Annotated in this window: 28 protein-coding genes; 16 read left to right on the forward strand and 12 right to left on the reverse strand. The window is 73.1% G+C overall.

Features of this window, described 5'->3' with window-relative positions:
* The first annotated feature begins 9 nt into the window (after nt 1–9).
* Nucleotides 10–966 (forward strand): prephenate dehydratase, encoded by a 957-nt coding sequence (pheA, locus tag JQN83_RS00940; protein ID WP_208565105.1) that lies wholly within the window; start codon nt 10–12, stop codon nt 964–966.
* 78 nt (nt 967–1044) lie between these two features.
* Here pheA and JQN83_RS00945 read toward each other — a convergent pair whose 3' ends face one another.
* From JQN83_RS00945 to JQN83_RS00955, 3 genes are all read right to left on the reverse strand, one after another.
* Entirely contained in the window at nt 1045–1764 is a 720-nt protein-coding gene (locus JQN83_RS00945) for an AIM24 family protein (RefSeq protein WP_208565106.1), read from the reverse strand.
* 150 nt (nt 1765–1914) lie between these two features.
* Nucleotides 1915–2259, reverse strand: coding sequence for a metallopeptidase family protein (locus JQN83_RS00950; RefSeq protein ID WP_208565790.1), 345 nt, complete (start codon nt 2257–2259; stop codon nt 1915–1917).
* Between the two features lie 210 nt (nt 2260–2469).
* Nucleotides 2470–2901 carry an OsmC family protein gene (locus JQN83_RS00955; RefSeq protein ID WP_208565107.1) on the reverse strand — a complete coding sequence of 144 codons (432 nt, stop codon included), beginning with the start codon at nt 2899–2901 and terminating at the stop codon, nt 2470–2472.
* Between the two features lie 118 nt (nt 2902–3019).
* On the opposite strand from JQN83_RS00955, the gene JQN83_RS00960 reads away from it, so the two are divergent.
* The 3 genes from JQN83_RS00960 (at nt 3020) to JQN83_RS00970 (ending at nt 5655) form a co-directional block, all read left to right on the forward strand.
* Complete coding sequence (locus tag JQN83_RS00960) at nt 3020–3736, forward strand: hypothetical protein (RefSeq protein WP_208565108.1); 717 nt, start codon at nt 3020–3022, stop codon at nt 3734–3736.
* A gap of 285 nt (nt 3737–4021) precedes the next feature.
* Complete coding sequence (locus tag JQN83_RS00965) at nt 4022–4843, forward strand: HAD family hydrolase (protein ID WP_208565109.1); 822 nt, start codon at nt 4022–4024, stop codon at nt 4841–4843.
* Nucleotides 4843–5655 (forward strand): HAD family hydrolase, encoded by an 813-nt coding sequence (locus JQN83_RS00970; protein ID WP_208565110.1) that lies wholly within the window; start codon nt 4843–4845, stop codon nt 5653–5655. The genes JQN83_RS00965 and JQN83_RS00970 overlap by 1 nt, the downstream gene beginning before the upstream one ends.
* Before the next feature lie 143 nt (nt 5656–5798).
* On the opposite strand, the gene JQN83_RS00975 is transcribed toward JQN83_RS00970, so the two are convergent.
* Nucleotides 5799–6398 (reverse strand): bacterial proteasome activator family protein, encoded by a 600-nt coding sequence (locus JQN83_RS00975; RefSeq protein ID WP_208565111.1) that lies wholly within the window; start codon nt 6396–6398, stop codon nt 5799–5801.
* A 149-nt stretch (nt 6399–6547) separates the two neighbouring features.
* Here JQN83_RS00975 and JQN83_RS00980 point away from each other — a divergent pair, with 149 nt between their 5' ends.
* Both JQN83_RS00980 and JQN83_RS00985 read left to right on the forward strand, forming a co-directional pair.
* Nucleotides 6548–7393, forward strand: a complete 846-nt coding sequence (locus tag JQN83_RS00980) for an alpha/beta hydrolase family protein (protein WP_208565112.1) — start codon at nt 6548–6550, stop codon at nt 7391–7393.
* Nucleotides 7394–7422: 29 nt separating this feature from the next.
* On the forward strand, nt 7423–8637 hold the full coding sequence (locus JQN83_RS00985; protein WP_208565113.1) for an ABC transporter substrate-binding protein: 1215 nt from the start codon (nt 7423–7425) through the stop codon (nt 8635–8637).
* Nucleotides 8638–8820: 183 nt separating this feature from the next.
* Here JQN83_RS00985 and ddaH read toward each other — a convergent pair whose 3' ends face one another.
* The gene (gene ddaH, locus JQN83_RS00990) at nt 8821–9654 is read right to left on the reverse strand and encodes a dimethylargininase (protein ID WP_372443946.1); all 834 of its coding nucleotides are present in this window, start codon (nt 9652–9654) and stop codon (nt 8821–8823) included.
* Between the two features lie 59 nt (nt 9655–9713).
* On the opposite strand from ddaH, the gene JQN83_RS00995 reads away from it, so the two are divergent.
* Nucleotides 9714–10172 (forward strand): Lrp/AsnC family transcriptional regulator, encoded by a 459-nt coding sequence (locus JQN83_RS00995; protein ID WP_208565114.1) that lies wholly within the window; start codon nt 9714–9716, stop codon nt 10170–10172.
* 163 nt (nt 10173–10335) lie between these two features.
* On the opposite strand, the gene JQN83_RS01000 is transcribed toward JQN83_RS00995, so the two are convergent.
* The 3 genes from JQN83_RS01000 to mobA all read right to left on the reverse strand — a co-directional run bounded on the left by JQN83_RS01000 (nt 10336) and on the right by mobA (nt 12739).
* A complete protein-coding gene (locus JQN83_RS01000; RefSeq protein WP_208565115.1) occupies nt 10336–11448 on the reverse strand; it encodes a T3SS (YopN, CesT) and YbjN peptide-binding chaperone 1 in 1113 nt (370 codons plus the stop codon).
* Between the two features lie 170 nt (nt 11449–11618).
* Complete coding sequence (locus JQN83_RS01005; RefSeq protein WP_208565116.1) at nt 11619–11915, reverse strand: DUF6457 domain-containing protein; 297 nt, start codon at nt 11913–11915, stop codon at nt 11619–11621.
* Entirely contained in the window at nt 11912–12739 is an 828-nt protein-coding gene (gene mobA / locus JQN83_RS01010; RefSeq protein WP_208565117.1) for a molybdenum cofactor guanylyltransferase, read from the reverse strand. Before mobA ends, JQN83_RS01005 begins: the two co-directional genes overlap by 4 nt.
* Before the next feature lie 222 nt (nt 12740–12961).
* Between mobA and fdhD the strand changes: the two genes are divergently transcribed.
* Nucleotides 12962–13816, forward strand: a complete 855-nt coding sequence (gene fdhD / locus JQN83_RS01015) for a formate dehydrogenase accessory sulfurtransferase FdhD (RefSeq protein ID WP_208565118.1) — start codon at nt 12962–12964, stop codon at nt 13814–13816.
* A 312-nt stretch (nt 13817–14128) separates the two neighbouring features.
* Here fdhD and JQN83_RS01020 read toward each other — a convergent pair whose 3' ends face one another.
* The 3 genes from JQN83_RS01020 to JQN83_RS01030 are packed head-to-tail and all read right to left on the reverse strand — an operon-like array spanning nt 14129 to nt 14948.
* Complete coding sequence (locus JQN83_RS01020; protein ID WP_208565119.1) at nt 14129–14383, reverse strand: flavin reductase; 255 nt, start codon at nt 14381–14383, stop codon at nt 14129–14131.
* Entirely contained in the window at nt 14380–14748 is a 369-nt protein-coding gene (locus JQN83_RS01025; RefSeq protein WP_208565120.1) for a hypothetical protein, read from the reverse strand. The genes JQN83_RS01020 and JQN83_RS01025 overlap by 4 nt, the downstream gene beginning before the upstream one ends.
* The gene (locus JQN83_RS01030; RefSeq protein WP_208565121.1) at nt 14745–14948 is read right to left on the reverse strand and encodes a hypothetical protein; all 204 of its coding nucleotides are present in this window, start codon (nt 14946–14948) and stop codon (nt 14745–14747) included. The genes JQN83_RS01025 and JQN83_RS01030 overlap by 4 nt, the downstream gene beginning before the upstream one ends.
* Nucleotides 14949–15147: 199 nt before the next feature.
* Between JQN83_RS01030 and JQN83_RS01035 the strand changes: the two genes are divergently transcribed.
* The 3 genes from JQN83_RS01035 (at nt 15148) to JQN83_RS01045 (ending at nt 16409) form a co-directional block, all read left to right on the forward strand.
* Nucleotides 15148–15894 carry a helix-turn-helix domain-containing protein gene (locus tag JQN83_RS01035; protein WP_208565122.1) on the forward strand — a complete coding sequence of 249 codons (747 nt, stop codon included), beginning with the start codon at nt 15148–15150 and terminating at the stop codon, nt 15892–15894.
* Nucleotides 15882–16076: a DUF397 domain-containing protein gene (locus JQN83_RS01040; RefSeq protein WP_208565123.1), complete on the forward strand. Its 195-nt coding sequence runs from the start codon at nt 15882–15884 to the stop codon at nt 16074–16076. Before JQN83_RS01035 ends, JQN83_RS01040 begins: the two co-directional genes overlap by 13 nt.
* A gap of 141 nt (nt 16077–16217) precedes the next feature.
* Complete coding sequence (locus tag JQN83_RS01045; RefSeq protein ID WP_208565124.1) at nt 16218–16409, forward strand: DUF397 domain-containing protein; 192 nt, start codon at nt 16218–16220, stop codon at nt 16407–16409.
* 429 nt (nt 16410–16838) lie between these two features.
* Here the strand turns inward: JQN83_RS01045 and JQN83_RS01050 are convergent, their stop codons facing one another.
* Nucleotides 16839–17885, reverse strand: coding sequence for a DUF4192 domain-containing protein (locus JQN83_RS01050; protein WP_208565125.1), 1047 nt, complete (start codon nt 17883–17885; stop codon nt 16839–16841).
* Between the two features lie 153 nt (nt 17886–18038).
* Between JQN83_RS01050 and JQN83_RS01055 the strand changes: the two genes are divergently transcribed.
* The 5 genes from JQN83_RS01055 to JQN83_RS01075 all read left to right on the forward strand — a co-directional run bounded on the left by JQN83_RS01055 (nt 18039) and on the right by JQN83_RS01075 (nt 24789).
* Nucleotides 18039–18953 carry a fructosamine kinase family protein gene (locus JQN83_RS01055; protein WP_208565126.1) on the forward strand — a complete coding sequence of 305 codons (915 nt, stop codon included), beginning with the start codon at nt 18039–18041 and terminating at the stop codon, nt 18951–18953.
* Complete coding sequence (gene moaA / locus JQN83_RS01060) at nt 18950–19963, forward strand: GTP 3',8-cyclase MoaA (protein ID WP_208565127.1); 1014 nt, start codon at nt 18950–18952, stop codon at nt 19961–19963. The genes JQN83_RS01055 and moaA overlap by 4 nt, the downstream gene beginning before the upstream one ends.
* A gap of 1 nt (nt 19964) precedes the next feature.
* Nucleotides 19965–20210 (forward strand): MoaD/ThiS family protein, encoded by a 246-nt coding sequence (locus tag JQN83_RS01065; protein WP_088643614.1) that lies wholly within the window; start codon nt 19965–19967, stop codon nt 20208–20210.
* Nucleotides 20211–20222: 12 nt separating this feature from the next.
* Nucleotides 20223–21470, forward strand: coding sequence for a metallophosphoesterase (locus JQN83_RS01070; protein WP_208565129.1), 1248 nt, complete (start codon nt 20223–20225; stop codon nt 21468–21470).
* Between the two features lie 127 nt (nt 21471–21597).
* The gene (locus tag JQN83_RS01075; RefSeq protein ID WP_208565130.1) at nt 21598–24789 is read left to right on the forward strand and encodes a UvrD-helicase domain-containing protein; all 3192 of its coding nucleotides are present in this window, start codon (nt 21598–21600) and stop codon (nt 24787–24789) included.
* Nucleotides 24790–24893: the final 104 nt, after the last annotated feature.

The following is a 24893-nucleotide window of genomic DNA, read 5'->3' on the forward strand; positions in this document are numbered from 1 at the left end:
CTGGGCGACATGCCCGGAACACCGCCGACCCGATACGTCTACCTGGGCCCGGAGGGCACCTTCGCCGAACAGGCGTTGCGTACCGTCCCGGCCGCCGAGCACGGCAGTCGTACGCCCGCCCGCAGTGTCGGCGAGGCACTGGAGAGCGTCCGGGCCGGCGAGGCGGACGCGGCGCTGGTGCCGATGGAGAATTCGATCGGCGGCGCGGTCGGGGTGACGCTGGACGAGCTGGCCGAGGGGGGCCCGCTGGTGATCACCCGGGAGGTGATCCTGTCGGTGGAGTTCGTGCTCGGCGCGCGCCCCGGCACCGACCTCGCCGGGGTGCGCAGCGTGGCCGCCCATCCGCAGGCGTCCACCCAGTGCCGCAACTGGCTACGCGCCCACCTGCCCGACGCCACGGTGATCGACGTGCTCTCCAACGGCGCGGCGGCGGCCGGCGCGGCCAACGGCGAGTTCGACGCGGCGATCTGCGCCCCGATCGGGGCGGCCCGGCACCGCTTGACGCTGCTCGCCTACAAGATCGCCGACCACCCGGACGCGGTGACCCGCTTCGCCCTGCTGTCCCGCCCCGGCCCGCCCCCGCCGCCCACCGGCGACGACCTCACCTCGCTGGCCGTCTACATCGCCCACGACCGGGTGGGCGCCCTACTGTCGGTGCTGATGGAGCTGGCCGTCCGGGGGGTCAACCTGACCCGGATCGAGTCCCGCCCCACCGGTGAGGCGCTCGGCCGGTACGTCTTCTTCCTCGACTGCACCGGTCACGTGGCGGACGCCCGGCTCGGTGAGGCGTTGCAGGGGCTGCGTCGGGTCTGCGCCGAAGTGCGCTTCCTCGGGTCGTACCCCCGGCACCGCTGGACCGACGCGGTGGGTGACCGGCCGGTCCCGGCGCCGGCCGGCCTGTCGGACGCCGACTACACCGACGCGGCGGCCTGGCTGGCGCGGCTGCGCTCCGGCGAACTGAGCTGACCCCGCCTGCCGCAGCGCCCGACGGCACGCAGCCGGATGGGGGCGGCCCCGGCCGGGACCGCCCCATCTCGGCGAAGGTCAGCTGAGCAGGCCGCCGAGCAGGCCCTGTTGCTGCTGCTGGCCGCCGCTGCCCTGGACCGGCGGCTCCTCCGACGGCTGGACCACGACGAAGCCCTGGCCGGCGAAGCTCATGGTGAACGCCTCACCGGTGCTGCGGCCGAGCAGGGTGCCCAGGCCGAGCTGCTCGGCGCGGTGGTAGCCGGTCTGGAGGTTGGCCGACCAGCAGACGGCGGCCTGCGGGTCGACGTAGGTGGGGGCGTCGACGTTGAGCACGACCGGGGTGCCCTTGGTGGTGATGGCGATCCGGCCGTGGCCGCTGAACACGCAGTTGAACAGGCCCGACGAGGCCATCCCCGCGCCGCCGACCATCTTGATGTCGTACGACAGGCTGGAGTCGAAGGCCAGCACGCTGGACCCGTTGATCGACAGGGCGTCGCCCGGCTCCAGGTCGATGATGTGCACGTCCTTGGCCAGCTCGGCGAGGAAGACGTCGCCGTGGCCGCTGAGCTTCATCAGCGGCACTCCCTCGCCGGTGAGCCGCTGCTTGATGAACTTGCCGATGCCGCCCGAGCCGAGCGCCTGGAACTGCACCTGCCCCTGGTAGGCGACCATGGACCCGACCCGGGCCATCGCCTCACCGTTGAGTTCGATCTTGAGCATCTTGGAGTTCTGCAGCCGCATGCCGGGCTGGGCGGACTCCTTCTCCAGGTTCTCCGCGGAGAACAGCGCGCTGCGCATTGGGTTTTCCTCCTGATTGGGGGTGTGCTCGCCCCACGGTAGGCAGCCCCCGCAACAGCCGCATCGGCCGGGTGGAGCACAAGCCCGGCTCCACGCACGGAACCGGTCACCTGTGCGGAGGTGACCCGCCGGAGCAGGCGGGTGGCGGGCTCAGCCCCAACCCAACGCGTGCAACCGCTCGTCGTCGATGCCGAAGTGGTGGGCGATCTCGTGCACCACCGTCACCGCCACCTCGTCGACCACGTCGTCCTCGGTGGCGCAGATGTGCAGGATCGGCCGACGGTAGATGAAGATCCGGTCGGGTAGCACACCCGAGTAGCTCCAGCCGCGCTCGGTCAGCGCGTGCCCCTCGTAGAGGCCGAGCAGGTTCTCACCGGCGGGCGGGTCGTCCTCGACCAGGATGACCACGTTGCTCATCAACCGGAGCAGCTCCTCGGGCACCTCGTCGAGGGCCTCGCCGACCAGCTCCTCGAAGCGTTCACGGCTCATCTCCACGGGCACCTCACCCATTGTGCCCGACCCGCCGCCCACCCACCGGCCCGATCATCCACGCTCGGACCGCCCACCGGGAGCACCTCGAACCACCGCACCGTGATCGCGCCCGATCCGGGTCACCGGGGCGACGAATCGCCCGGATACCACTAAGACCAGGATCGAGGGCGAGCCCCGGCCCACCCCGGGGCGGGGTGGGGCCGGGGCTCGGGGTCAGGAGGCGAGGCGGGCGGTGAGGCTGATCTGCGCGCCGGGGGAGAGCAGCCGGGAGATCGGGCAGCCCTCCTTGGCGGCCTGGGCCAGCTTGGTGAACTGGGCCTCGTCCAGGCCCGGGGCCTGACCGACGGTCTCCAGGTCGATCCGGGTGACGGTCATCCCCGCGTCGGTCTTGTCGAAGTGCACCTTGGCGGTGGTCTCCACCGAGGTGTCGGACAGGCCGGCGTCGGCGAGCTGCTTGGAGAGCGCCATCGAGAAGCAGCCCGCGTGGGCGGCCCCGATCAGCTCCTCGGGATTGGTCCCCTCGCCCTCCTCGAAGCGCGACTTGAAGGAGTAGTTCCCCTCCAGGCCACCCTTGCCGGTGCGGACGGTCCCGGCGCCCTCGGTGAGGTTGCCCTGCCAACGTGCGGATGCGGTACGGATAGGCATACCCGAACGCTAGTCGAACCCGCACCGCGCTGCCGACCTTCCGGGGGCGGGCGCTCCCGGCCGCTGGCCCTCCGACGTGGGATGATGCGGGTCAGGCCCGCGACGCGGAAGGTAGCCGATGTCCCAGGATCTCCCCATCCCGAGACAGGACGACCGCTCGGACGACAGCCCCGTGCCGCAGTGGGACGCCCCCGAAGGACCCGCCGGCCGGCGATTCGGGCCCTGGCCCACCGCGCTGCGCCGCGACCACCGGCTGCCCCCGGTGCTGACCCTGCTCGGCGCGGTCGCCGCCACGGCGTCGGCGGCCGGGGAATGGCTGGTGATGACCCTCCCGAACGGTGGTCCGGAGGGCAGCGGCACCATCCGGGTGCCCGGTGGGGTCGCCGAGGTGGGCGGCTTCGGCATCGCGTACCTGGTGGGACTACTACTGCTCAGCGCGGCGGTGGCACTGACCCTGCGGGGGAGCGCGGCGGTCCGGCACGACGCCCGGGTGGCCGGGCTGGCCGTGACGGGTGCCCTGCTGGTCCTGCTCACCGTCACCGCCTTCTCGTTGGACGACTCCGGGCAGCGGGCGGTGTTCTACTCCGCCGAGGACGGGTTCCGGGTGGACTACGGCCGGGGCCTGGTGATGGCCTTCGTGGCCGTCACGCTGGTCGGGGCGGCACTGCTCACGGTCGTCCCGCAGCAGCCGGCCGAACGGCCGGACGGCGACGGCGACGGCGACGTGGCGGAGCGGACGGGCTTCGGCCCCGGCGGGGACGACCGGCCGGCCCTACCCGCCGACCTGACCGTCACCCCGACGGTCCCGTTCGCCCGTCGCGAACCCGACGCCTGAGCGCCCCACCCACCGCGACCCACCCCGCCGGTCGCCGGGAGCGGCGGTCGACCAGGGCCCCCGTCGGCCCTGCCACCGGCCACGACCCGCTCCCACCACCAGCCACGACCCGCTCCCGCCCGGTGCCGGAACCGGCACGCCGGGTGGCGGTCCGGCGGCCATCGGACGTTGCCGCCCGGTTCGCCGGGAAGCCGTGGTGACGACCTTTCCGGCGAGGTACGGTTGCTGCCCGCCGTCACACCGGGTCGGACGACCGGTACGGACGGCGGCGGGCAAGGAGGAACGATGACCCGCCCGGGACTACCGAAACTCATCGCCACCGACCTCGACGGCACGCTGGTGCGCAGCGACGACACCGTCTCGGCGTACACCCACGGGGTGCTCGACCGGGTGCGGGCCGCCGGCATCCCGGTGGTCGGCGCCACCGGCCGCGGCCCCCGGTTGAAGGAACTCACCCGTAACGACATCCGGGCCGCCGACTACCTGGTGATGGCCGGCGGCGGCTGCGTGGTCGACCAGAGCGACCCGGCCGGCCCGGTGGTGCTGCGCGACGAACGGCTCTCCGCCGAGGTGCTGGCCGGTTTGCTGACCGACCTGGAGGCCGCCGTCGGCCCGCTGACCGTCATGGTCGAGGGCTCCGACGAGCACGACGCGCCGCTCTGGGGCGACTACCACCCGGCCTGGCCCTACCCTGAGCGGTTCGAGGCGCGCACCCGGGCGGAATGTCTCGCCCTCGACGTGATCAAGGCGTTCGTCCGGACCGCCGACCACGACGTGGACGAGCTGCTGGCCACCGCCCGCCGGATCGTCCCGCCGCAGGTCGCCACCCTCACCCAGGCCGGTCTCGGCTTCGTCGAGATCACCCCGGCCGGGGTGGACAAGGCCAGCGGGCTGACCGTGGTCGCCGAACGGCTCGGCGTCGACCCGGCCGACGTGCTGGTCTTCGGGGACATGCCCAACGACCTGCCGATGTTCGCCTGGGCCGGCTGGTCCCGGGTGGCCGTGTCGAACGCCCACCCGTTGGTGCGGGCCGCCGCCGACGAGGTGACCCTGCGCAACGACGACGACGGGGTGGCGGTCTACCTGGACCGACTACTCTCCCGGTGATGGGAGAGACACCACGGCTGGTCGCCAGCGACATCGACGGCACCCTGCTCGGCGACGACCGCCGGCTCAGCGCCCGCACCACGGCGGTGCTGGAGCGGATCGCCGCGGCGGGCACGCCGGTCGTGCTGGTCACCGGCCGCCCGATCCGCTGGCTCCAGACGGTGTACGACCAGCTCGCAGCCCCACTCCCGGCGATCTGCGCCAACGGCGCGGTGGTCTACGACCCGGACACCGACCAGGTGCTGCGGGCCGACCCGCTGGCCCCGGAACTGCTCGCCGAGGTGGCCCGGCGGTTGCGGGCGGCGGTGCCGGAGGTCAGCTTCGCGGTGGAGATCGTCGACAGCCGGGAGATGCGGCACGAGGCGCACTACCCGCTGCGCTGGGACGCCGACCACGATGCCATCCGGGCCGTCGAGTCGCCCGAGGAGCTGGCCTCGGTCCCGGCGGTGAAGCTGCTGGCCCGCGCCGGCGCCCAGGACCCGGACGCCTTCGTGCAGGTGGTGGCGGGCGCGCTGGAGGGGCTGGCCGAGGCGACCCACTCGTCGTACAGCGGGCTGGTGGAGATCTCCGCCGCCGGGGTGACCAAGGCCGCCGGGCTGGCCTGGTACGCGGCCCGGCTCGGGGTGGCGCAGGCCGACGTGCTCGCCTTCGGTGACATGCCCAACGACGTGCCGATGCTGACCTGGGCGGGGCGGGCGGTGGCGGTGGCCAACGCGCACCCCGCCGTGCTGGAGATCGCCGACGAGGTGACCGGGGCGAACTCCGCCGACGGCGTGGCGGCGTACCTGGAGAAGGTCTTCGGGGTGGGCTGAGCGGACCGGGGCGTCACCGCGCGGCGACGCCCCGACGCCCGCCCCCGGGCCGGCGGCCCCGACCCGGGGCAGGGCCGAGGGTCAGAGGCCGGCCCGGGGGCCGGGCCGAGGGTCAGAGGCCGGCCCGGGGGCCGGGCCGAGGGTCAGAGGTACTGGCCGGTGTTGTGGCCCTCGCCACCGGGCTGCTGCCCCATGCCGGGCATGCCGGGGATCATCGCGCCGGGGCCGCTGGGCAGGGCGGGACGGCCACCGGAACGCATCTGCTCCAACTGCACCCGGGCGGCCATCTGCTGCGCCACCAGGGCGGCCTGGATCCCGTGGAAGAGCCCCTCCAGCCAGCCGACCAGCTGGGCGTGGGCGATCCGCAGCTCACCCTCGCTGGGGGCCTGGTCCTCGGCGAACGGCAGCGAGAGCCGTTCCAGCTCCTCACGCAGCTCGGGGGCGAGGCCGTCCTTCAGCTCGACGATCGACCGGGCGTGGATCTCCCGCATCCGGTGCCGGCTGGCGTCGTCGAGCGGGGCGGCCTTGACCTCCTCCAGCAGCTGTTTGATCATGCTGCCGATCCGCATCACCTTGGCCGGCTGCTCGACCAGGCGGGTCGGGTCCTCGCCGGTCTCGTCGGTCTGCACGGTGCCGACCGGGCGGCCGTCCGGGCCGACCACCACCACGGTGCCCGACTGCCCGTCCGCGCGGCCCGGCTCGTCATCTTGTCCAGTGGAATGCGCTTCGGTCATGGCACCCATCTTTACCCACCCGGTCCCGCCGCACGCGCCCGGACCGCCACCGGCCCCGACATCGCCCATGGGCAGCGGGAACACCCTCGGTGAGGCCGCTCACGGGGCACGGCCGGCGGGGACCCCGTCGCGGCGGTGGCCGCGCTACCGTCGCCGGCATGCCCACCGACCCGCGTGCCGTGCTCACCCGGCCCGCCCCACCGCCGGACCTGACCGTCCGCTACGGCGACCGGCCGGAGCAGCTCGTCGACCTGCGCCGGCCGGCCGGGGGTGGTCCGGTCCGCCCGCTGGTGGCGGTGCTGCACGGCGGTTTCTGGCGGGCCGGGTACGACCGCACCCACACCGGCCCGCTCGCCGCCGCGCTGGCCGACCTGGGGTGGCCGGTGGCCCAGCTGGAGTACCGGCGCACCGGTCAGCCCGACGGGGGGTGGCCGAACACCCTCGCCGACGTCCGGGCGGGGGTGGCGGCGCTGCCCGGGTTGGCGGCGCGCGCCCTGCCGGGGCAGGTCGCCGAGGGGCCGCCGCTGCTGCTGGGGCACTCGGCGGGTGGGCAGCTCGCGCTGCACGTGGCGGCGCACGTCCCGCAGGCCGTGGGCGGGGTGCTGGCGCTGGCACCGGTCGCCGACCTCGTCGAGGCGTACCGGCTGGATCTGGATTCGGGGGCGGTGGCCGCGCTGCTCGGCGGCGGCCCGGCCGAACACCCGCAGCGGTACGCGGTGGCCGACCCCCGCAGCTCGGTGCCGGCACGGACGCGGACGGTGATCGTGCACGGGATGCGGGACCGGCAGGTGCCGATCGCTCTGAGCAGGTCATATGCTGCCACCGCACAAGCCGCTGGAGCCCCGGTCACCCTCGTTGAGCTGCCGGAATGCGAGCACTTCGGGTTGATCGACCCGCTCTCGGCGGCCTGGCCCGAGGTAAGGGCTGCGTTGCAGTCGCTGCTTGAAGATCAAGATCCATTGACGCAAGGCCGCTCACCAGGTAGAACGCCGGAGGGGCGGTGACGCCCGGCAATGCTCCCGGAAGGATTTCGGTGTCGCAGATGAACCGCAGGCGGGCCCTCCAACTGTTGGCCGCGCTCGGTACGACCGGACTGGCCGCCGCCTGCGGCACGGACGACACCGAGACGCCGGTCGTGGGCAAACCGATCAAGATCGGGCTGATCCGGCCGGAGAGCGGCGTCGGCAAAGCCATCGGCGAGGACATCGAGAACGGCTTCCAGCTCTTCCTGGCCATGAACGGGCAGCAGCTCGGCGGGCACCCGGTGACCGTGGCGACCGTCGACGAGGGGGACAACGCCAAGAGCGGCCAGGCCGCCGTCGACTCCCTGCTCGCCCAGAACGTGCTCGCCATGACCGGCGTCGTCAACTCCACCGTGATGTCCGGCATCCGCGACGCGGTGGAGAAGGCCCGGGTGCCGCTGATCGGGTCCAACGCCTCCCCACCCAGCCTCCAGAGCGTCGTCTACATCTGGCGGACGTCGTACGTGCTCGACGAGCCGGGCCGCGCGCTCGGGTCGTACCTGCGGCGAACACTTCCCGCCGGCAGCCGGCTCGCCATCGTCACCCCGGAGGGCACCGCCAGCCAGGACGTGATCAACGGGTTCCGGGACGGCTTCGGCACCGACGACCCCCGGATCATCGGCGACCCCATCCTCACCACCGCCAACCCCACCCCGGGCGAGAACGAGTTCAGCGCGCAGATCAACGAGGCGCTCAGCCGCCAGCCCGACGGGATCTTCTGCTTCTATTCCGGCACCGCGGGTGAGCAGTTCATCAGGCAACTGCGCCGCAGCCGCTGGTTCGGCGACATCTACGCGCCCGGCTTCCTGACCGAGGGCAACATCCTCACCGACCTGCGCTCGACCCTGGTCAACGCGGACGACAGCCTCAAGGCCGGCACCATCCAGACCTCGCTGAACTACTCGGCCGACCTCAACAACAACGCCAACCGGATCTTCGCCTCGGCCTACCGCAAGACCTACAACGTCTCGCCCACCACCTACGCGATGGCCTCGTACGACGCCGCGCAGGTGCTCGACAAGGCGATCCGGCTGGCCGGCGCGGAACCCACCGCGCAGCAGGTCAACCTGGCGCTGGGCAAGATCGGCCAGATCGACAGCCCGCGCGGGCCGTGGCAGTTCAACCAGCCGCGTACGCCGCAGCAGAAGTGGTACCTGCGCAAGGTGCAGTTCGACGGCCGGCTGCTCTCCAACGTCCTGATCAACGAGATCGCCACCCTCGGCTGAGCCGCCCCACAGCCGGCCGGCATGCAGGCGGTGGCGGGCAGGCCAGGCGGTGGCGGCCGTGGCGGGGCAGGCCGTGGCGGCCCTTCGCGGCATGGCACCGGTCAGGGCAGGCCGTGGCGTGGTGGTGGGCGCGGCGGTCAGGGGCGCAGCCCGTCAGGGGCGCAGCGGTCAGGGGCGCAGCGGTCAGGGGCGCAGCTCGGCGATGCAGCACTTGACGCTGCCGCCGCCCTTCTTCAGCTCGGCCAACTCCACCGGCACCGGGGTGTACCCGGCCGCCTTGAGCTTCCCGGCCAGCCGGGTCGCCTCGCTGTTGAGCACCACGTTCGCCCCATCGCTGACCAGGTTCAGCCCGAAGGCCAACGCGTCCTCGTCGTCGGCGAGCACCGCGTCCGGGAAGAGCTGGGTGAGCACCCGCTGGCTGGCCGCCGAGAAGGCCCCCGGAAAGTACGCGACGTTGCCGTCGTCGATCGAGGCGAGCGCCACGTCCAGGTGGTAGAAACGCGGGTCGACCAGGCGCAGCGACACCACCGGGCGGCCCAGCGCCTCCTGCGCCTCGGCGTGCGCCAGCAACTCGGTGCGGAACCCGTGCCCGGCGAGGACCAGCCCGCCGTGCGCCTCCGGCAGGTAGGCGAAGTCGCCCTCCCCCTCGTTGGTCTCGCTCGGCGCGATGAAGTGCCAGCCGTGCTCCTGGTAGAACGCCCGGTGCGCGGCGGCCTCGGCGGCCCGCTGCTCGTGCTTGAACTGCGCGCCGTAGACCGTCCCGTCCACCACGAAGGCACCGTTGGCCGCGAAGACCATGTCCGGCAGCCCCGCCTGCGGGGTCAGCACGTGCACCTCGTGCCCGAGCCCGACCAGCGTGTCCCGCAGCCGGTCCCACTGTTTGACCGCCAGCACCACGTCGACACCGGTGGTGACGTCCATCCACGGATTGATGGCGTACTCGACCGCGAAGTACTCCGGGGCACACATCAGATATGTCCGCTTTCGCGGGACGCGCTGCTGGTTCACGGTCACCAAGGGTAGGTAGCGTAGAACGTTGGTAACAGCCACAACCATTGCTTCCACGAGGCGGAACGTTGCAGATAGACGCGGTCGACCAGCGAATCATTGCGTTGCTCGTAGCGGACGCCCGAACCTCGTACGCGGACATCGGCAACCGGGTGTCACTCTCCGCTCCTGCGGTCAAGCGACGGGTGGACCGGCTGCGGGCCACCGGGGTGATCCGGGGCTTCACCGCCGTGGTGGACCCGGCCGCCGTCGGCTGGACCACGGAGGCGTTCGTCGAGTTGTTCTGCGCCGGCCGGACCACACCCACCCAACTGGGGGTGGCCGCCCGCCGGCACCCCGAGGTGGTCGGCGCCTACACCGTCTCCGGTGAGGCCGACGCGCTCGTGCACCTGCGGGCCGCCGACATCTCCCACCTGGAGGAGGCACTGGAACGGCTCCGGGCGGAGCCGTTCGTCACCTCCACCCGGAGCACCATCGTGCTGTCCCGACTGGTCGAGTCGCCCGGCGTCGGCCCGTCCACCCCCTGACCGCCCGCGCCGCCCATGCCGGTCGGGCCGGTCGAGCCGCCCATGCCGGTCGGGCCGGTCGAGCCGGTCGGGCCCGTCGGGCCGCACCCGGCGGCGCAGCCAGCAGCCGGGCAGCAGCGCGGCGGCAGGCCGGCGGCGGCGTGGTTGTCTGGTGGGCGGAGGATCAGAGGTACATGCCGGTGCGGTGTTCGCTGTCGCCCCGGCCCGGCTTGTCACCCTCGCCGAAGAACCGCTTCCCGCCGAACTCACCGTGCAGCCGGTCGTCCAACTCGTCGGCGAGCCCCGTCATCACCTGCACCGCCAGCATCAGGTGGGTGGCCTGGAAGTTGCGCCCGAAGACCGGGATGGACGCCCACACCGTGTCGTCGGCGCAGTACAACCGGCCGATCGGCATCCGGTTGGTCAGCTCGGAGAGTTTCACGTACAGCCGCTCGGTCGGCTCGACCTCGGTCAGCACCGGCGAGAAGACGTCGACCAGCGGCGGGTTGTCCCGCACCCGGACGAAGACCATCGCCGACCCGGCCCGGATGTTGATGTCGCCGTCGGAGTCGATCTGAAGGTGGTCGGAGGTCGACTTCAGCATGGTCGACACCACCGTGCGGACCCGTTCGGGCAGGTCCAGGACCTCCTGCTCACCGTTCTGCGCGCTCGCCGCAGCGGCCAGTGCCTCGTCGAGGTCGGCCTCGACGTCCTGGTCGGGGCCGAACTCGCTGCGCGCGGTGCCGAGCGCCTCGATCGGCAACGACTCTCCCTCGGCGTCCTGACTGAGATAGACCAGAAAGGCCGGGTGCGGTGCGCCGTACACGTCCCGCAGGGTGCGGGAGAGCAGCCCGGCCAGCTTGCTGGCGTCGTCGGCCACCCCGTCCAGGCCGAAGTGTTCGCCGGAGCCCGCCACCACGCCGGGCGGCGACCAGCCGAGCGCGATCATGTCGGCCACCGCCGCACGGTCCAGCCGGAAGCCCTGCGGCAGGGTGGCGTTGCCCACCGCCCGGGCGGAGATCCGACCCCCCTCACCGACGCTCACGCTGATCGAATAGACCGCGTCACCCGTGCCGGAGGCGGTCGGGTCCAGAGTGAGTTCGAGCTGCGCCCCGGCGGGCAGCTCACGCAGCCGCGCGGCCAGCGCCCGGGCGAACTCCCGCCACGCCTCGGTGACCTTGGCCCGCAGATCGGCCGTGCTCGGCTCGTCCAGCAGGACCGAATCGTGGTGGTCGTGGTGCGCCGGCGAGGTGCCGGGCTGATCACCGGTCGGCTTCGAGGGGTGGTCCGCCGTCATGATCGCCTCCGTCCGTCAAGGTCACCCTACCCAGGCGGGCCGGAGAACGAATCCACCGCGACCGGCATCGGACACCGTCGCCGACGATCGTGGCGGCGAGAGATCACGACGTGACGGGATCACCGGTGGGGCGGCCGGTCAGCCGGCCACGACGGTCATTGCCGGGCCGCTCAGGGTGCCGGCGGTGCCGACCGGCCGACCTCGGACGCCAGCCGGTCGGGGCGCTCACCGCCCAGCTCCACCGGCCACTGGGCGGCCAGTCCGCTGAGCCGGGCCGCCGCCGCTGCCGGGTCCGCACCGCGCCCGACCGCCACCCCCAGCAGGTACGCGGTGACCGGCGCACCCGGCCGCAGCACCTGGTGGGCGACGTCCCGGGCCAGGTCCAGCACGGTCGGCACCGACACCTCGGCCGGGTCGAGACCCAGCTCGGCGCAGGCCGCCGTCACCCAGTCGTCCAGCACGGTCATCGCGTCCACTCCTCCGCCCGGCGAATGTCGGAGTCAGTGTCGCAGTCGAACCACGGTGGCGGGCCGGCAGCGGACCAGACCAACTCGCGTACGGTCAGCTCACCCAGGAGTTCCCGCATCGACGCCCCGGCGAGGGCTTCGGCCCCCCCGCCGCCGCCGGCCCGCCCGGTGCCCCGGACGCCCCCGGCCCCGCCGGCCGTTCCGGGCAGGTCCGCGTTGCCGGGCAGGTCCGCGTTCCCGGGCAGCTCCGCGTTGCCGGGCAGCTCCGCGTTCCCGGACAGGTCCGCGTTGCCGGCAGCACCGGCGGTGCCGAGCAGCTCCGCGATCCCGGCGGCCCCGACACTCCCGGCGGCCCCGGATCGGCGGGTGGCTACCCGGGCCAGCGCGGCGCGTAGCGACGGCACCCGCCACACCCCGCACAACGGTTGCCGCCGGCCCCGGTCGTCGAGGAGACAGACGCCGTCCGGTGCCTCCGGGCCGGACCCGGCGGCGAGCGCGTCGAGTAGCACGCCGACGGCCGGGCGGGTGAGCAGCGGCAGGTCGGCGGCGAACAGGGCGACCACCGTCGTACCCGGGTGGAGCAGGGCCAGTCCGGCGGCCGTCGCGGCCACCGGGCCACCGCCCGCCGGCTCCTCCCGGGTCACCAGCACGTCGACCGGCAGCGACCCGCCCGGCCCGACCAGCACCCGGGGCGTGGCGTCAGCAACGGCGGCGAGCACCCGGTCGCGCATCGACAGCCCGTGCACCGGCACCGCCGGCTTGTCCCGCCCACCCATCCGGCGGGCCGCACCACCGGCCAGCACCACCGCCGCGTACGCCGTCATCCGGTCACGGTAGCGGTCCGGTTCCCACCCGGCCCGGCCATCGTGATCCGGTCCCTGCCCTCCCCGGTCGATCCTGTCGCGTTCCACGGTCGCCGGGGCCGGCACCGGGTGCCCCGCCGGACGGGCACCCGGCAGGCCGACGGGGTCACCGGCCGAACAGGCGACCGCGCAGCCAGGGTGGTCACCGTGCGGGAGGCCGGGTGGGCGGGGCAGGATGGCGGGATGGGACGGGCCACTGACCGGCGGAGCGTGCTCCGGATCGACCTCGACGCGGCGGACGACGCCCGGGTGGCGCTGCGCCGGCCCGACACGCTCGCCGTGGAGGAACCGCTGGAGATCCGGGTCGGTCCGGGTGGCCCGGGTCGACGCCGCCCGCTGGCGGTGACCATGCGTACCCCCGGTGACGACCTCGACCTGGCCATCGGTTTCCTGCTGACCGAAGGGCTGATCCGCAGCGACGCCGACGTGCACACCGCCCAGCTCTGCTCCGGGGTGGAGACACCGAACACGTACAACGTGGTCGACGTGGTGCTCTCCCCCGGCGTGCCGGCACCGGAGACGGACCCGACGCGCAACTTCTACACCACCAGTTCCTGCGGGGTGTGCGGCAAGGCCAGCATCGACGCGGTGCGTACCCGGTCCCGTTTTCCCGTCGCGGACGACCCGCTCACCGTGCCGGCGAAGCTGCTGGCGGAGCTGCCGGACCGGCTGCGCGCCGCGCAGCGTGCCTTCGACCGCACCGGCGGCCTGCACGCGGCGGGCCTGTTCACCCCCGACGGTGAGCTGGTGGTGCTGCGCGAGGACGTCGGCCGGCACAACGCCGTCGACAAGGTGATCGGCTGGGCGGTGCGGCAACGACGGCTGCCGCTCGCCGGGCACCTGCTGATGGTGTCCGGCCGGGCGAGTTTCGAGCTGACCCAGAAGGCGTGGATGGCCGGGGTACCGCTGCTGGCGGCGGTCTCCGCCCCGAGCACCCTCGCCGCCGACCTGGCCGACGAGGCGGGCCTGACCCTGGTCGGTTTCCTCCGTGGTCGCACCATGAACGTCTACACCGGCGCGCACCGCGTCACCCCCTGAACCCCGCAACTCCTGCCCCGGGCGGCGGCTCAGACCCGCGCGGCGGCTCAGACCCGGACGGCGGCTCAGACGCGGACGGCGGACCGGTCGATGCGGTTCGGCCGGTGGCGGGTGCGGCGTGTGGCGGGCGGCGCGGGTCGGTGGCCGGTGCGGCGGGTTGGCGGGCGGCGCGGGTCGGTGGATGTCCGGCGGTGGATTGTGGAGTGTTCTTGTCGCCAGGGCCGCAACAATTCTCCACAATCCGCCGGCAGCCGCTGCCGGTTCCAGCGGCGGCACGGCGATCCGGCAGCGGCACGGCGACCGGGAGAGGGATCAGCGGTCCGGCGGGCGGACCCAGGTGAGGAAGCGGTCGGTCACGTCGATCCGGCGACCGTTGTCGAGTTGCGTCAGGTGTTCGGTCGCCTCCGCCGACAGGCTGGCCAGCAGGGCGAGCAGTCCGGGCCGGTCGCCGTCGTACCTCGCGAGGAGGGCGAGTTTCGCCTCCCCGCACGGCCACGGCCTCGCATCGATCCGGCACAGCCAGATCGGCCGCAGCGGCGTGTGCCGGCCGGGCAGCGGCCCGGTCACGGTGTCCCCGCCGACCGCGACGCCCGCCCCCGGCCGGGCCGCGCGTCCCGGGGGACCGCCGTCCCCCGCCGCGAGACCGTCGACCCACCCCGCCGGGCCGGGGGAGCCGGGAAGGTCCGGGTGGGGGCGCGGTCCGGCTGCGGGGTGGGCCGGCGCACACCCGCCGGCATCAGGAACAGGGTCCGCCACCGCACCGCGTCGCCGGCAGCATCCAGCTGGTACGCGTCGATCCACACCCACCCGTCGTACGTGTGCCAGTCGGTCAGCACCCGGATGACCCGGACCGTGATCGGCTGGATGAACTGCACGCTGGCGGTACGTGACAGGTGCAGCACGTCTCCCGACCTGATCTCCGGCGGAGTCACCGGGGCCCCTGGTTCGGGCTGAACGCCCAGCGGTGCGTCGGCACGACGCCGGTCATCCGCCCCGGCCCCCGGTACGGCGGGACGAACGGCCCGATCGGTCCGGGCACGATCGGGCGCGCGGGCGGTCCGGGGTCGGGCGCGGGCTTCGGGTCGGGTACGGGCTTCGGGCTCTGCTCGGGTTTCGGCTTCTCCCTGGGCACGGGGTCTCCTCTGCGTCGACGTGGAGGAGGGGCCGTCCCGCCCTCCCACGGGACGGCCCCTCCGGCAGACGCCGTCGCCAGCTCTCGACCACTACCGACAGCGCCGCCCCGAATAGACCTTGCCCAGGGTTGCGGATCGATGACACCGCGTAGCAGTCTGTACCGCAGACATTCGGGACGTTCGCTCGGAGGAGCGTGGATGAATCGGGCAGTTCAGAGAGCGATGGCTGCGGTTGGCGAGACCGCCGAGAGCCTCGCCTCTCAGATCGGAGTTGATCCGAAGACGGCAGCCCGGTGGGTGAACCAGGGACGGATTCCCCAAACGCGCCACCGCGCCAAGGTTGCCGAGATCCTGCGTAAGGACATTGAGGAACTTTGGCCGGACATTCTGAAGAAGCTCGAGCCGGCTTGGTTCAGACCGTGGGCCGAGATCGAGCGGGAGGCGTCCGGCCTGCGGTGGTTCGAGAATGCCGTTCTGCCGGGCGTACTCCAGACTCCTGATTACGCCCGCGCCATCATCGCCAGCGGACCGCTCGCCGCCGATGCCGAAGATCACGTGGAATCTCGCCTACAACGGCAGGCGGCCGTGCTCGACCGAGCACGACCCCCTTTGCTCGTATTCGTGATCGACGAGGCAGCTCTACGCCGGGGAACCCCAGACGTCATGACTGCCCAGTTGGACCACCTGGTAGAGCTTGCCCAGCGACCGAATCTGATGGTCCACGTCCTGCCGCTACGCGCCGGGCTGCATCCAGGCCAGGCAGGACCCTTCATCATCGCGAACACACCGGAGGGTGAAGAGGTCGGCTATCTGGACGATCAGGCCGCAGGACGCATCACCAAGGACGTTGCTTCCCTTTGGGAGGTCTGGGATACAGTCAGGTCGGTAGCGTTGCCGCGCGACCAGACCATCGAATTTCTGAGGGCACGATCATGGATGAGCTGACCGGCGCGCGCTGGCGTAAGAGCAGCCGCAGCAGCTCCAATGGTGGAGCTTGTGTCGAGGTCGCCGACAACCTTCCGGGAACGGTCGCGGTCCGTGACTCCAAAGACCCACATGGGCCGGCTCTGACGTTCACACCGACGTCATGGCACACGTTCGTCGCCGGGCTGACTGGCCGGGCTTGATCTTTTGGTCCACCGTGGACCGAGACCCCTCGGCCTCGCAGGAGCATTCTTCCGTCTTGAGTCGGGCGATATGACGCGGAACAGAGCCATCAGCCGGGATATCAGCAGCCCGGCCGATTACCTGCGAGAGGCGGCGGGGCAATGGACCTGACTGATGCGCGGTGGCGGAAGTCCACCCGAAGTGGCACCAGCGGCGGAAACTGTGTCGAGGTTGCCGACAACCTTCCCGGCGCGGTCGCCGTGCGGGACTCCAAGGACCCGGACGGGCCGGCCCTGACGTTCGCCCCGACCTCGTGGCGCACGTTCGTCGCCGGGTTGGCCGATCGCGCCTGACCACGTCTGCCCGGCGAAACGCCTGCCCCGAGGTTTGGGGCAGGCATTTCGCGTCAGGGGACGACCCGGTCTCCCAGCCCTGACCTACCCGACCCGGTCGATGGAGAGCCTGGCGTCCGTCGCCATGGTCGGGGCCAGATTCACCGTCTCGCCGCCGTCGTCACCGATCGACCGTGGCTGCCCGCCAACATGTCACCGACAGCCTTATGACTCAGAGGCATAAATATGACTGCTGGGCATAGCCATCTCGGCGAACACATACCCCCGACCGACAGGACGCCGTAGTCCCGGGTAGCGAGAGCGGAAGGCCGCAGCGCCGCGCCGCTCGCAGCGCAGCCAAGTCAGCACGGCCGAGACAGCACAGCCGAGACAGCACAGCCGAGTTTCAGCACGGCTGAGTTTCAGCACGGCTGAGACAACGCAGCCGAGTCAGCGGGGCCGGCGGGGTCGACGACGGCGGCGGCGCAGCACTCCCGGCTCGGTCACGGCCGGCCAGCCGTCCAGGTCGGACGGTGGCACACCACGCCGCAGCAGGTCGTCGAGGATCTGGGCGAGGGTGTAGTCGGGGCGGAGGGTCAGCGCCCGTTCCAGCGCCACGGCGGCGAGCGCGCCCTGGCCGGCCCGCCAGGCGGCGAAGGCGAGCAGGCAGGCGGGGGCGGGGACCAACTCCTCCTCCGTGCGGCGCAGCACCTCGCTCCAGAAGGCGATGTCCTCCTCGCGCCCGTCGGTGCGTTCCCACGCGTGGTCGCGTACCGGCAGGTGGGTCAGGAGCAGGGTCAGCCAGGCCACCTCGTCGTCGGTGAGCCGGTCGCCGCGCCGGTGCCGGCGTTGGGCCTGCCGTACCGCTGCCACGCCGGCCCTGCGGATGGCCCGTTCGCCGAACTCGTCGGTGGCGGGGGCCGCCTCCAGCAGGCCCAGCAGGCGTTGCTCGGCGCGGTCTCCGGCTTGGCGCAGGGCGACCCGGTCGACGCCCTCGGCGGGGGCCACCTGGGCGGTGAGCGCCGCCCGGTCGGGGAGGGCCACCTGACCGGCGTAGACCGCAGCGGCGGCGACCTGGCTGGCCTCCGGGTCGTACGGGGTGCCGTCGGGTGGGCAGCAGTCCGGCGCTTCGCAGAGGTACGACCAGTAGCGGCGGTCGGTCACCCGCAGCGCGTCGAGCACGGGCAGCCCGATGTCGTCCAGCGCCGACCGGACGGCGTCCACCGCCGGGGTGACCCGTTCGGGCGGGCCGAAACCGATGACCGTGGTGGATTCGGCGTCCTGCCGGCCGATCACGTCGCCGAGATGTCGCGCCGGCAGGGCCGGGTCGGTGCCCGACTCGGGCAGGTCGGCGCGGGCTGCGAAGACGATCCGTCGGCCCCGCATCGCCACCACCACGATGCTGTCGACGGGGTGGAAACCGATCAGGTAGGGCACGGCGGTGATCAGGTCGGCGGGCGAGCGGACGGTGAGCCGGGGGCGGTCGGTCGCGTTCATGTCCGGCAGCCTGCGGCGGGCAGGGTCAGCACCGACAGGCCCTGTGGACGACACGCGGGTTATCCACAGATACGGACGGTAGTCGTGCAGGTCACCGCGATCCGGGAGGCGACGCGGCCCACCGGGGTCGGTCCGAGCGGCTACCTTGCGCTCATGGACCTGGCGTACCTGCGGGCGCACCCGGAGCACCTGCCCACCTTCCTGACCCACCAGCGCATCCGGGAGACCCCGGTGGCCGGCGGGGACAGCTGCGCGGCCTCCCGGTTGACCCTGGACGACGGCCACTCGGTCTTCGCCAAGACCTGGCCGGAGCGGGCCGGTCGACCGGTGCCGGAGGGCTTCTTCGACACCGAGGCCGCCGGGTTGCGCTGGCTGCGCGAGGCCGGCGCGGTGGCCGTACCGGAGGTGGTGGTGGCGCTGCCGGAGCTGCTGGCGCTCGACTGGGTCGACCCCGGCGAGCCGACGCCCGACGCGGCCGAGCGGTTCGGTCGGGAGCTGGCCGGCACCCACCGGGCCGGCGCCGACCGGTTCGGGGCGGCGTGGCCCGGGTTCATCGGCACCCTCGGGCAGGACAACACCCCTGACGACGGGCCGTGGCCGGACTGGTTCGCCCGGCGGCGACTCCTGCCGTACCTGCGGATGTCGGTCGACGGCGGTGCGCTCGACGGCCCGGACGCCACGCTGGTGGAGCAGGTGGTGGCGCGGGTCGGCGAGTTCGGCGGCGACGAGCCGCCGGCCCGGCTGCACGGCGACCTGTGGCCGGGCAACCTGCTCTGGGGCGCGGACGACCGGGTGTGGCTGGTCGACCCGGCGGCGCACGGCGGTAACCGGGAGACGGACCTGGCCCAGCTGGCGCTCTTCGGTGGTCCGCCGCACCTCGACCGGATCATGGCCGGCTACCGGGAGGCGTGGCCGCTCGCCGACGGTTGGCCTGAACGGGTGCCGCTGCACCAGCTACACCTGTTGCTCGTGCACACCGCGCTGTTCGGCGGGGCGTACCGCGATGCGGTCGTCGGTGCCGCCCGAGCGGCGCTGCGGGGCGTCGGTCGCGCTACGGTCGACGGGTGACCGCCGCCCCGACGACCGCCGGCGTCCTCGTCGACCGGTACGGCCGGATCGCCCGGGACCTGCGCGTGTCGCTGACCGACAAGTGCAACCTGCGCTGCACCTACTGCATGCCGGCCGAGGGGCTGCCCTGGTTGGCCGGGCCGCAGCTGCTCACCGACGCGGAGATCGTGCGGCTGGTCGGGGTCGCGGTGCAGCGGCTCGGGGTGACCGAGGTGCGGTTCACCGGGGGCGAGCCGCTGATCCGGCCGGGGCTGGTCGGCATCGTCGCCGCCGTGGCCGCGCTCACCCCCCGCCCCCGGATCTCGTTGACCACCAACGGCCTCGGCCTGGACCGGCTCGCCCCGGCGCTGCGCGACGCCGGGCTGGACCGGGTGAACGTGTCGCTGGACACCCTGGACGCGGCCCGGTTCGCCGCGTTGACCCGGCGGGACCGGCTGGCCGACGTGCTCGCCGGGCTGGCCGGGGCCGCCGCCGCCGGGCTCGCCCCGGTGAAGATCAACGCGGTGCTGATGCGCGGGGTCAACGACGACGAGGCACCGGCGCTGCTGCGGTTCGCCCTCGACCACGGCTACGAGCTGCGGTTCATCGAGCAGATGCCGCTGGACGCCCAGCACGGCTGGGACCGGGCCACGATGGTCACCGCCGACGAGATCCTCACGTCGCTGGCCGCCGAGTTCCCGCTCACCCCCGACCCGGCGCACCGGGGTGCCGCCCCGGCCGAGACCTGGCTGGTCGGCGGCGGCCCGGCCCGGGTCGGGGTGATCGGCACGGTGACCCGGCCGTTCTGCGGCGACTGCGACCGCACCCGGCTCACCGCCGACGGCCAGCTCCGCAACTGCCTGTTCGCCACCGAGGAGTCCGACCTGCGGGGCGCGCTGCGGGCCGGCGCGGACGATGCCGACCTCGCCCGCCGCTGGCAGGCCGCCACGGTGGTCAAACGGGCCGGGCACGGCATCGACGACCCGACCTTCCTGCAACCCGTCCGGCCCATGTCGGCGATCGGAGGCTGAGGTGGACCTCACCGTCCGGTACTTCGCCGGGGCGCGGGCCGCCGCCGGCCGCAGCGAGGAGACCGCATCCGCCGGCCGGCCGCTGGACGAACTCCTCGGTGAACTCGCCCACCGGCACGGCCCCCGGCTGGCCGCGGTGCTCCAGGTGGCGAGTTTCCTGGTCGACGGCGTCGCCTGCCATGATCGGCAGACGCCGTTGCCGGCCGGGGCCACGATCGACGTGCTGCCTCCCTTCGCGGGCGGCTGAGGAAGGGCTGCCGTGTTGGCGATTCTGGGGTTCGTGGGCACGCTCGCCCTGATCACCGGCCTGATCCACTTCTACCTGTGGAAACGGCTGGTCAAGGACACCACCGGGCCGGGCCGGTGGCGCCGGGTCGGCACGGTCGTCGCCCTGCTGCTGGCGGTGCTCGTCCCGGCGACCATGGCCGGCACCCAGATCGCCGGGGCGTTCTGGCTGGCCTGGCCCGGTTACCTCTGGCTCGCGGTGATGTTCTACCTGCTGATCGTGCTGGTGGTGCTGGAAGTGCCGATGGCGGTGACCCGGCTGGTGCTGCGACGGCGCAGCACCGCCGCCGAGGCCACCACCGCCGCCCCGGAACCGGCGCTGGTCGGTGCGGCCGGCAGCGCCGACCCGCCGGCCGCCGAGGCCGTGGACCGGCCCGACCATGACGAGTCCCGCCGGTTGCTGCTCGCCCGGGGTGCCGCCATCTTCGCCGGGCTCACCGCCGCCGGCATCACCGGGTACGGGGTCCGCTCCGCGCTGGGACCGCCACAGCTCGACCGGGTACGCATCCCGCTGGCGAAGCTCCCCCGCAGCATGGACGGCCTGCGCATCGCCACCGTGTCGGACATCCACCTCGGTCCGCTACGCGGTCGGGTGCACACCGAGCGGATCGTCGAGATGATCAACCGGTTGGACGCCGACCTGGTCGCGGTCGTCGGTGACCTGGTCGACGGCTCGGTCGCCGAGCTGGGCGAGGCCGCCGAGCCGCTGCGTGACCTGCGTTCCCGCTACGGCAGTTTCTTCGTCACCGGCAACCACGAGTACTACTCCGGGGTCGAGGAATGGGTGGCCGAGGTCGACCGGCTCGGCCTGCGGGTGCTCCAGAACGAGCGACAGGAGATCCAGGCCCGGGGCGGGGTGCTCGACCTGGCCGGGATCAACGACGTCACCGCCGACGGCACCGGCGTCGCCGGCCCTGCCGACTTCACCGCCGCGCTCGGCGGCCGGGACCTCAACCGCCCGGTGGTGCTGCTCGCCCACCAGCCGATCGCCGTGCACGAGGCGGCGAAGTTCGGCGTCGACCTGCAACTGTCCGGGCACACCCACGGCGGTCAGCTCGCCCCGTTCAACCTGGCCGTCAAGCTCCAACAGCCGGTGGTCTCCGGGCTCGGTGAAATCGACGGCACCAAGGTCTACGTCACCAACGGGGCCGGTTTCTGGGGTCCCCCGGTCCGGGTCGGCGCACCACCGCAGGTGACCCTGGTCGAACTGCGCGCCCCGTGACCTGCCCGGATGGACGGAAAGCCCGGCTCATACCGCGTCCGGCCGCAGTAGTCCAGCACCGGATTGCCCTCCTCACGCGTACGCGTGGCGGCAGGCGGGTAGTGGACCGGCCGTGACAGGATGCGGCGTGCCTCCGTTCAGCGCCGCTCCCCCTGGTGGCGTCCCGCCGTTCGTCGCGGACCTGCACATCCACTCGAAGTACTCCCGCGCGTGCAGCCGCGATCTCACCCTGCCCAACCTCGGTTGGTGGGCCCGACGCAAGGGCATCGGGGTGCTCGGCACCGGCGACTTCACCCACCCCGCCTGGTACGACCACCTGCGGGAAACCCTGCAACCGGCCGAGCCCGGCCTGTACCGGCTCGGCCCGGACGCCGAGGCGGACATCGCCCGGCGGCTGCCACCCCGGCTGGCCGACGCGGCGGAGGCCGACCCGGTCCGGTTCATGCTGAGCGTGGAGATCTCCACCATCTACAAGCGGGACGACCGGACCCGCAAGGTGCACCACCTGATCTACCTGCCCGACCTGGACGCGGTGGCCCGGTTCAACACGGCGCTGGGCCGGATCGGCAACCTCGGCTCGGACGGCCGGCCGATCCTCGGCCTGGACTCCCGGGACCTGCTGGAGATCACCCTCGACGCCAGTGAAGACGGCTACCTGGTGCCGGCGCACATCTGGACGCCGTGGTTCTCGGCGCTCGGCTCGAAGTCCGGCTTCGACGCGATCGCCGACTGCTACGCCGACCTGGCCGAGCACGTCTTCGCGGTGGAGACCGGGCTCTCCTCCGACCCGGCGATGAACTGGCGGGTCGGCAGCCTGGACCGTTACCGGCTGGTCTCCAACTCCGACGCGCACTCCCCGCCGGCCCTGGCCCGGGAGGCCACCGTCTTCTCGTCGGCCCGTGACTACTTCGCCATCCGGGACGCGCTGCGGACCGGTGACGGGCTGGCCGGGACGATCGAGTTCTTCCCCGAGGAGGGCAAGTACCACGCCGACGGGCACCGGCTCTGCGGCGTCAACTGGTCGCCGGAGCGGACCCGGGCGGCCGGCGGGCGCTGCCCGGAGTGCGGCAAGCCGCTGACCGTGGGGGTGCTCAGCCGGATCGAGGAGCTGGCCGACCGGCCGGACGGGCACCGCCCCGAGCACGCCCGCGAGGTGACCCACCTGGTGCCGCTGGCCGAGATCCTCGGTGAGCTCAACAAGGTGGGGCCCCGGTCCAAGAAGGTCGAGGGGAAGCTCAACGAGCTGGTCGCCGCGCTCGGCCCGGAGTTGGAGATCCTCACCCGTACCCCGGTCGACGAGATCGGCCGGGTCGGCGGGGAGTTGCTCGCCGAGGGCATCGGCCGGTTGCGCCGGGGCGACGTGCGCCGGGTCCCCGGCTACGACGGCGAGTACGGCGTGATCACCCTCTTCGACCCGGCCGAGTTGGGCGGGGCCGCCGGCTCGGGGCAGGAGACGCTGTTCGACGTACCGGTGCCGGCGCAGCGCAGGCCGACGGAGCCGGCGGCGAAACCGAAGGCCAAGCGGCCGACGGCGGCGAAGGCCGAGCCGAAGCCGAAGCCCGCGCCGACCCCGCCGCCACCGATCGCCTCGACACCGTCGCCGCACGAGCCGTTCGAGCCGATGCTCGCCGGGATGGAGGAGGTCGGCACCGGCCTGCTCGACCGGTTGGACGCGATGCAGCGGGTGGCCGCCTCCGCGCCCGGTGGCCCGCTGCTGATCGTGGCCGGGCCGGGCACCGGCAAGACCCGCACGCTGACCCACCGGATCGCCTACCTCTGCGCCGAGCTGAACGTCTTCCCCGAACAATGCCTGGCGATCACGTTCACCCGGCGGGCCGCCGAGGAGCTGCGGCACCGGCTCGACGGGCTGCTCGGCCCGGTCGCCGAGGACGTCACCGTCGGCACCTTCCACTCGCTCGGGCTGGCCATCCTGCGGGACAACGCCGCCGCGGCCGGCCTGCCGGAGGGGTTCCGGATCGCCGACGACGCCGAGCGGTCGGCGGCGCGGGCGGAGGCTGGCGACGACCCGGCCCGTTACACGGCGTTGCTGCGCAAGCAGGACCTGGTCGACCTGGACGAGTTGCTGACCCTGCCGGTCGCACTGCTCAAGGGCGACAAGAAACTGGTCCGGGACTACCGGGAACGCTGGCGGTGGATCTTCGTCGACGAGTACCAGGACGTCGACCCCGTCCAGTACGACCTGCTGCGCCTGCTCAGCCCCGCCGACGGCAACATCTGCGCGATCGGCGACCCGGACCAGGCGATCTACTCGTTCCGGGGTGCCGACGTCGGCTACTTCCTGCGGTTCTCCGAGGACTTCACCGACGCCCGGCTGGTCCGGCTCAACCGCAACTACCGCTCGTCCGCGCCGATCCTCGCCGCCGCCGTCCAGGCCATCGCCCCGTCGTCGCTGGTCCGGGGCCGCCGGCTCGACCCGGCCCGGCTCGACCCGGAGGCCCCGCTGGTCGGCCGCTACCCGGCGGCGTCCGTCGCCGACGAGGCCGATTTCGTGGCACGCACCGTCGACGACCTGGTCGGCGGCCTCTCCCACCGGTCGTTGGACTCGGGGCGCATCGACGGCCGGTCCACCACCCTGTCCTTCTCCGACATCGCGGTGCTCTACCGCACCGACGCGCAGGCCGCCCCGATCGTGGACGCGCTGGCCAGGGCCAACATCCCGGTGCAGAAGCGGTCCCACGACCGGCTCCGGGACCGGCCCGGTGTCCTCGCGATCGCCCGGGAACTGCGGCACGCCGACGGTCTCGCCGGTGGGCTGCCCGCCCGGGTCCGGCTCGCCGGTCAGGTGCTCGCCGAACGGTTCGCCGCCCCCACCCTGGACGCCGCCGGCACCGTCCGCCCCGAGGACGTCCGGACCGCCGTCGACCTGCTCACCCCGCTGGCCCGACGCTGCGGCGACGACCTGGAACTCTTCCTCTCCCAGCTCGCCACCGGAGCCGAGGTGGACGCGCTGGACCCGCGCGCCGAAGCCGTCACCCTGCTCACCCTGCACGCCGCGAAGGGGCTGGAGTTCCCGGTGGTCTTCCTGGTCGGCGTGGAGGACGGTCTGCTGCCGTTGCGCTGGCCCGGCTCGGCACCGGACGACGACGCGATCGCCGAGGAACGTCGGCTGTTCTTCGTCGGGTTGACCCGCGCCCAGGACCGGCTCTACGTCAGCCACGCCGCCCGCCGGGTGCGCCACGGCACCGAACGCGACTGCCGACCGTCGCCGTTCCTGGACGTCGTCGACCCGGGGCTGTTCGAACGGTTCGGCGAGGCCGAGCCACGCCGACCCAAGGACCGGCAGCTCCGCCTGATCTGACTGTCCGTCGACCGACCTACGGGGTCGCCGCAGCGGTATCCGCCCGCGCTGATACCGCTTGATGCGTGACGTTGCTGCCCGCCCTCCCCGGCCCGCCCGACGGG

This window comes from Micromonospora antibiotica (assembly GCF_017599305.1).
Taxonomy (GTDB): Bacteria; Actinomycetota; Actinomycetes; order Mycobacteriales; family Micromonosporaceae; genus Micromonospora; species Micromonospora antibiotica.

Coding starts and splice junctions, on each gene's coding strand:
- mobA (WP_208565117.1), bottom strand. CDS start 12,739: ATGACGGCGTACGCGGCGGTGGTGCTGGCCGGTGGTGCGGCCCGCCGG.
- pheA (WP_208565105.1), top strand. CDS start 10: ATGCCCGGAACACCGCCGACCCGATACGTCTACCTGGGCCCGGAGGGC.
- JQN83_RS01000 (WP_208565115.1), bottom strand. CDS start 11,448: ATGACGGCGGACCACCCCTCGAAGCCGACCGGTGATCAGCCCGGCACC.
- JQN83_RS00945 (WP_208565106.1), bottom strand. CDS start 1,764: ATGCGCAGCGCGCTGTTCTCCGCGGAGAACCTGGAGAAGGAGTCCGCC.
- JQN83_RS01005 (WP_208565116.1), bottom strand. CDS start 11,915: ATGACCGTGCTGGACGACTGGGTGACGGCGGCCTGCGCCGAGCTGGGT.
- JQN83_RS00970 (WP_208565110.1), top strand. CDS start 4,843: ATGGGAGAGACACCACGGCTGGTCGCCAGCGACATCGACGGCACCCTG.
- JQN83_RS00965 (WP_208565109.1), top strand. CDS start 4,022: ATGACCCGCCCGGGACTACCGAAACTCATCGCCACCGACCTCGACGGC.
- fdhD (WP_208565118.1), top strand. CDS start 12,962: ATGGGACGGGCCACTGACCGGCGGAGCGTGCTCCGGATCGACCTCGAC.
- JQN83_RS01035 (WP_208565122.1), top strand. CDS start 15,148: ATGAATCGGGCAGTTCAGAGAGCGATGGCTGCGGTTGGCGAGACCGCC.
- JQN83_RS00960 (WP_208565108.1), top strand. CDS start 3,020: ATGTCCCAGGATCTCCCCATCCCGAGACAGGACGACCGCTCGGACGAC.
- JQN83_RS00980 (WP_208565112.1), top strand. CDS start 6,548: ATGCCCACCGACCCGCGTGCCGTGCTCACCCGGCCCGCCCCACCGCCG.
- JQN83_RS01050 (WP_208565125.1), bottom strand. CDS start 17,885: ATGAACGCGACCGACCGCCCCCGGCTCACCGTCCGCTCGCCCGCCGAC.
- JQN83_RS00955 (WP_208565107.1), bottom strand. CDS start 2,901: ATGCCTATCCGTACCGCATCCGCACGTTGGCAGGGCAACCTCACCGAG.
- JQN83_RS01055 (WP_208565126.1), top strand. CDS start 18,039: ATGGACCTGGCGTACCTGCGGGCGCACCCGGAGCACCTGCCCACCTTC.
- JQN83_RS00975 (WP_208565111.1), bottom strand. CDS start 6,398: ATGGGTGCCATGACCGAAGCGCATTCCACTGGACAAGATGACGAGCCG.
- JQN83_RS01045 (WP_208565124.1), top strand. CDS start 16,218: ATGGACCTGACTGATGCGCGGTGGCGGAAGTCCACCCGAAGTGGCACC.
- JQN83_RS01040 (WP_208565123.1), top strand. CDS start 15,882: ATGGATGAGCTGACCGGCGCGCGCTGGCGTAAGAGCAGCCGCAGCAGC.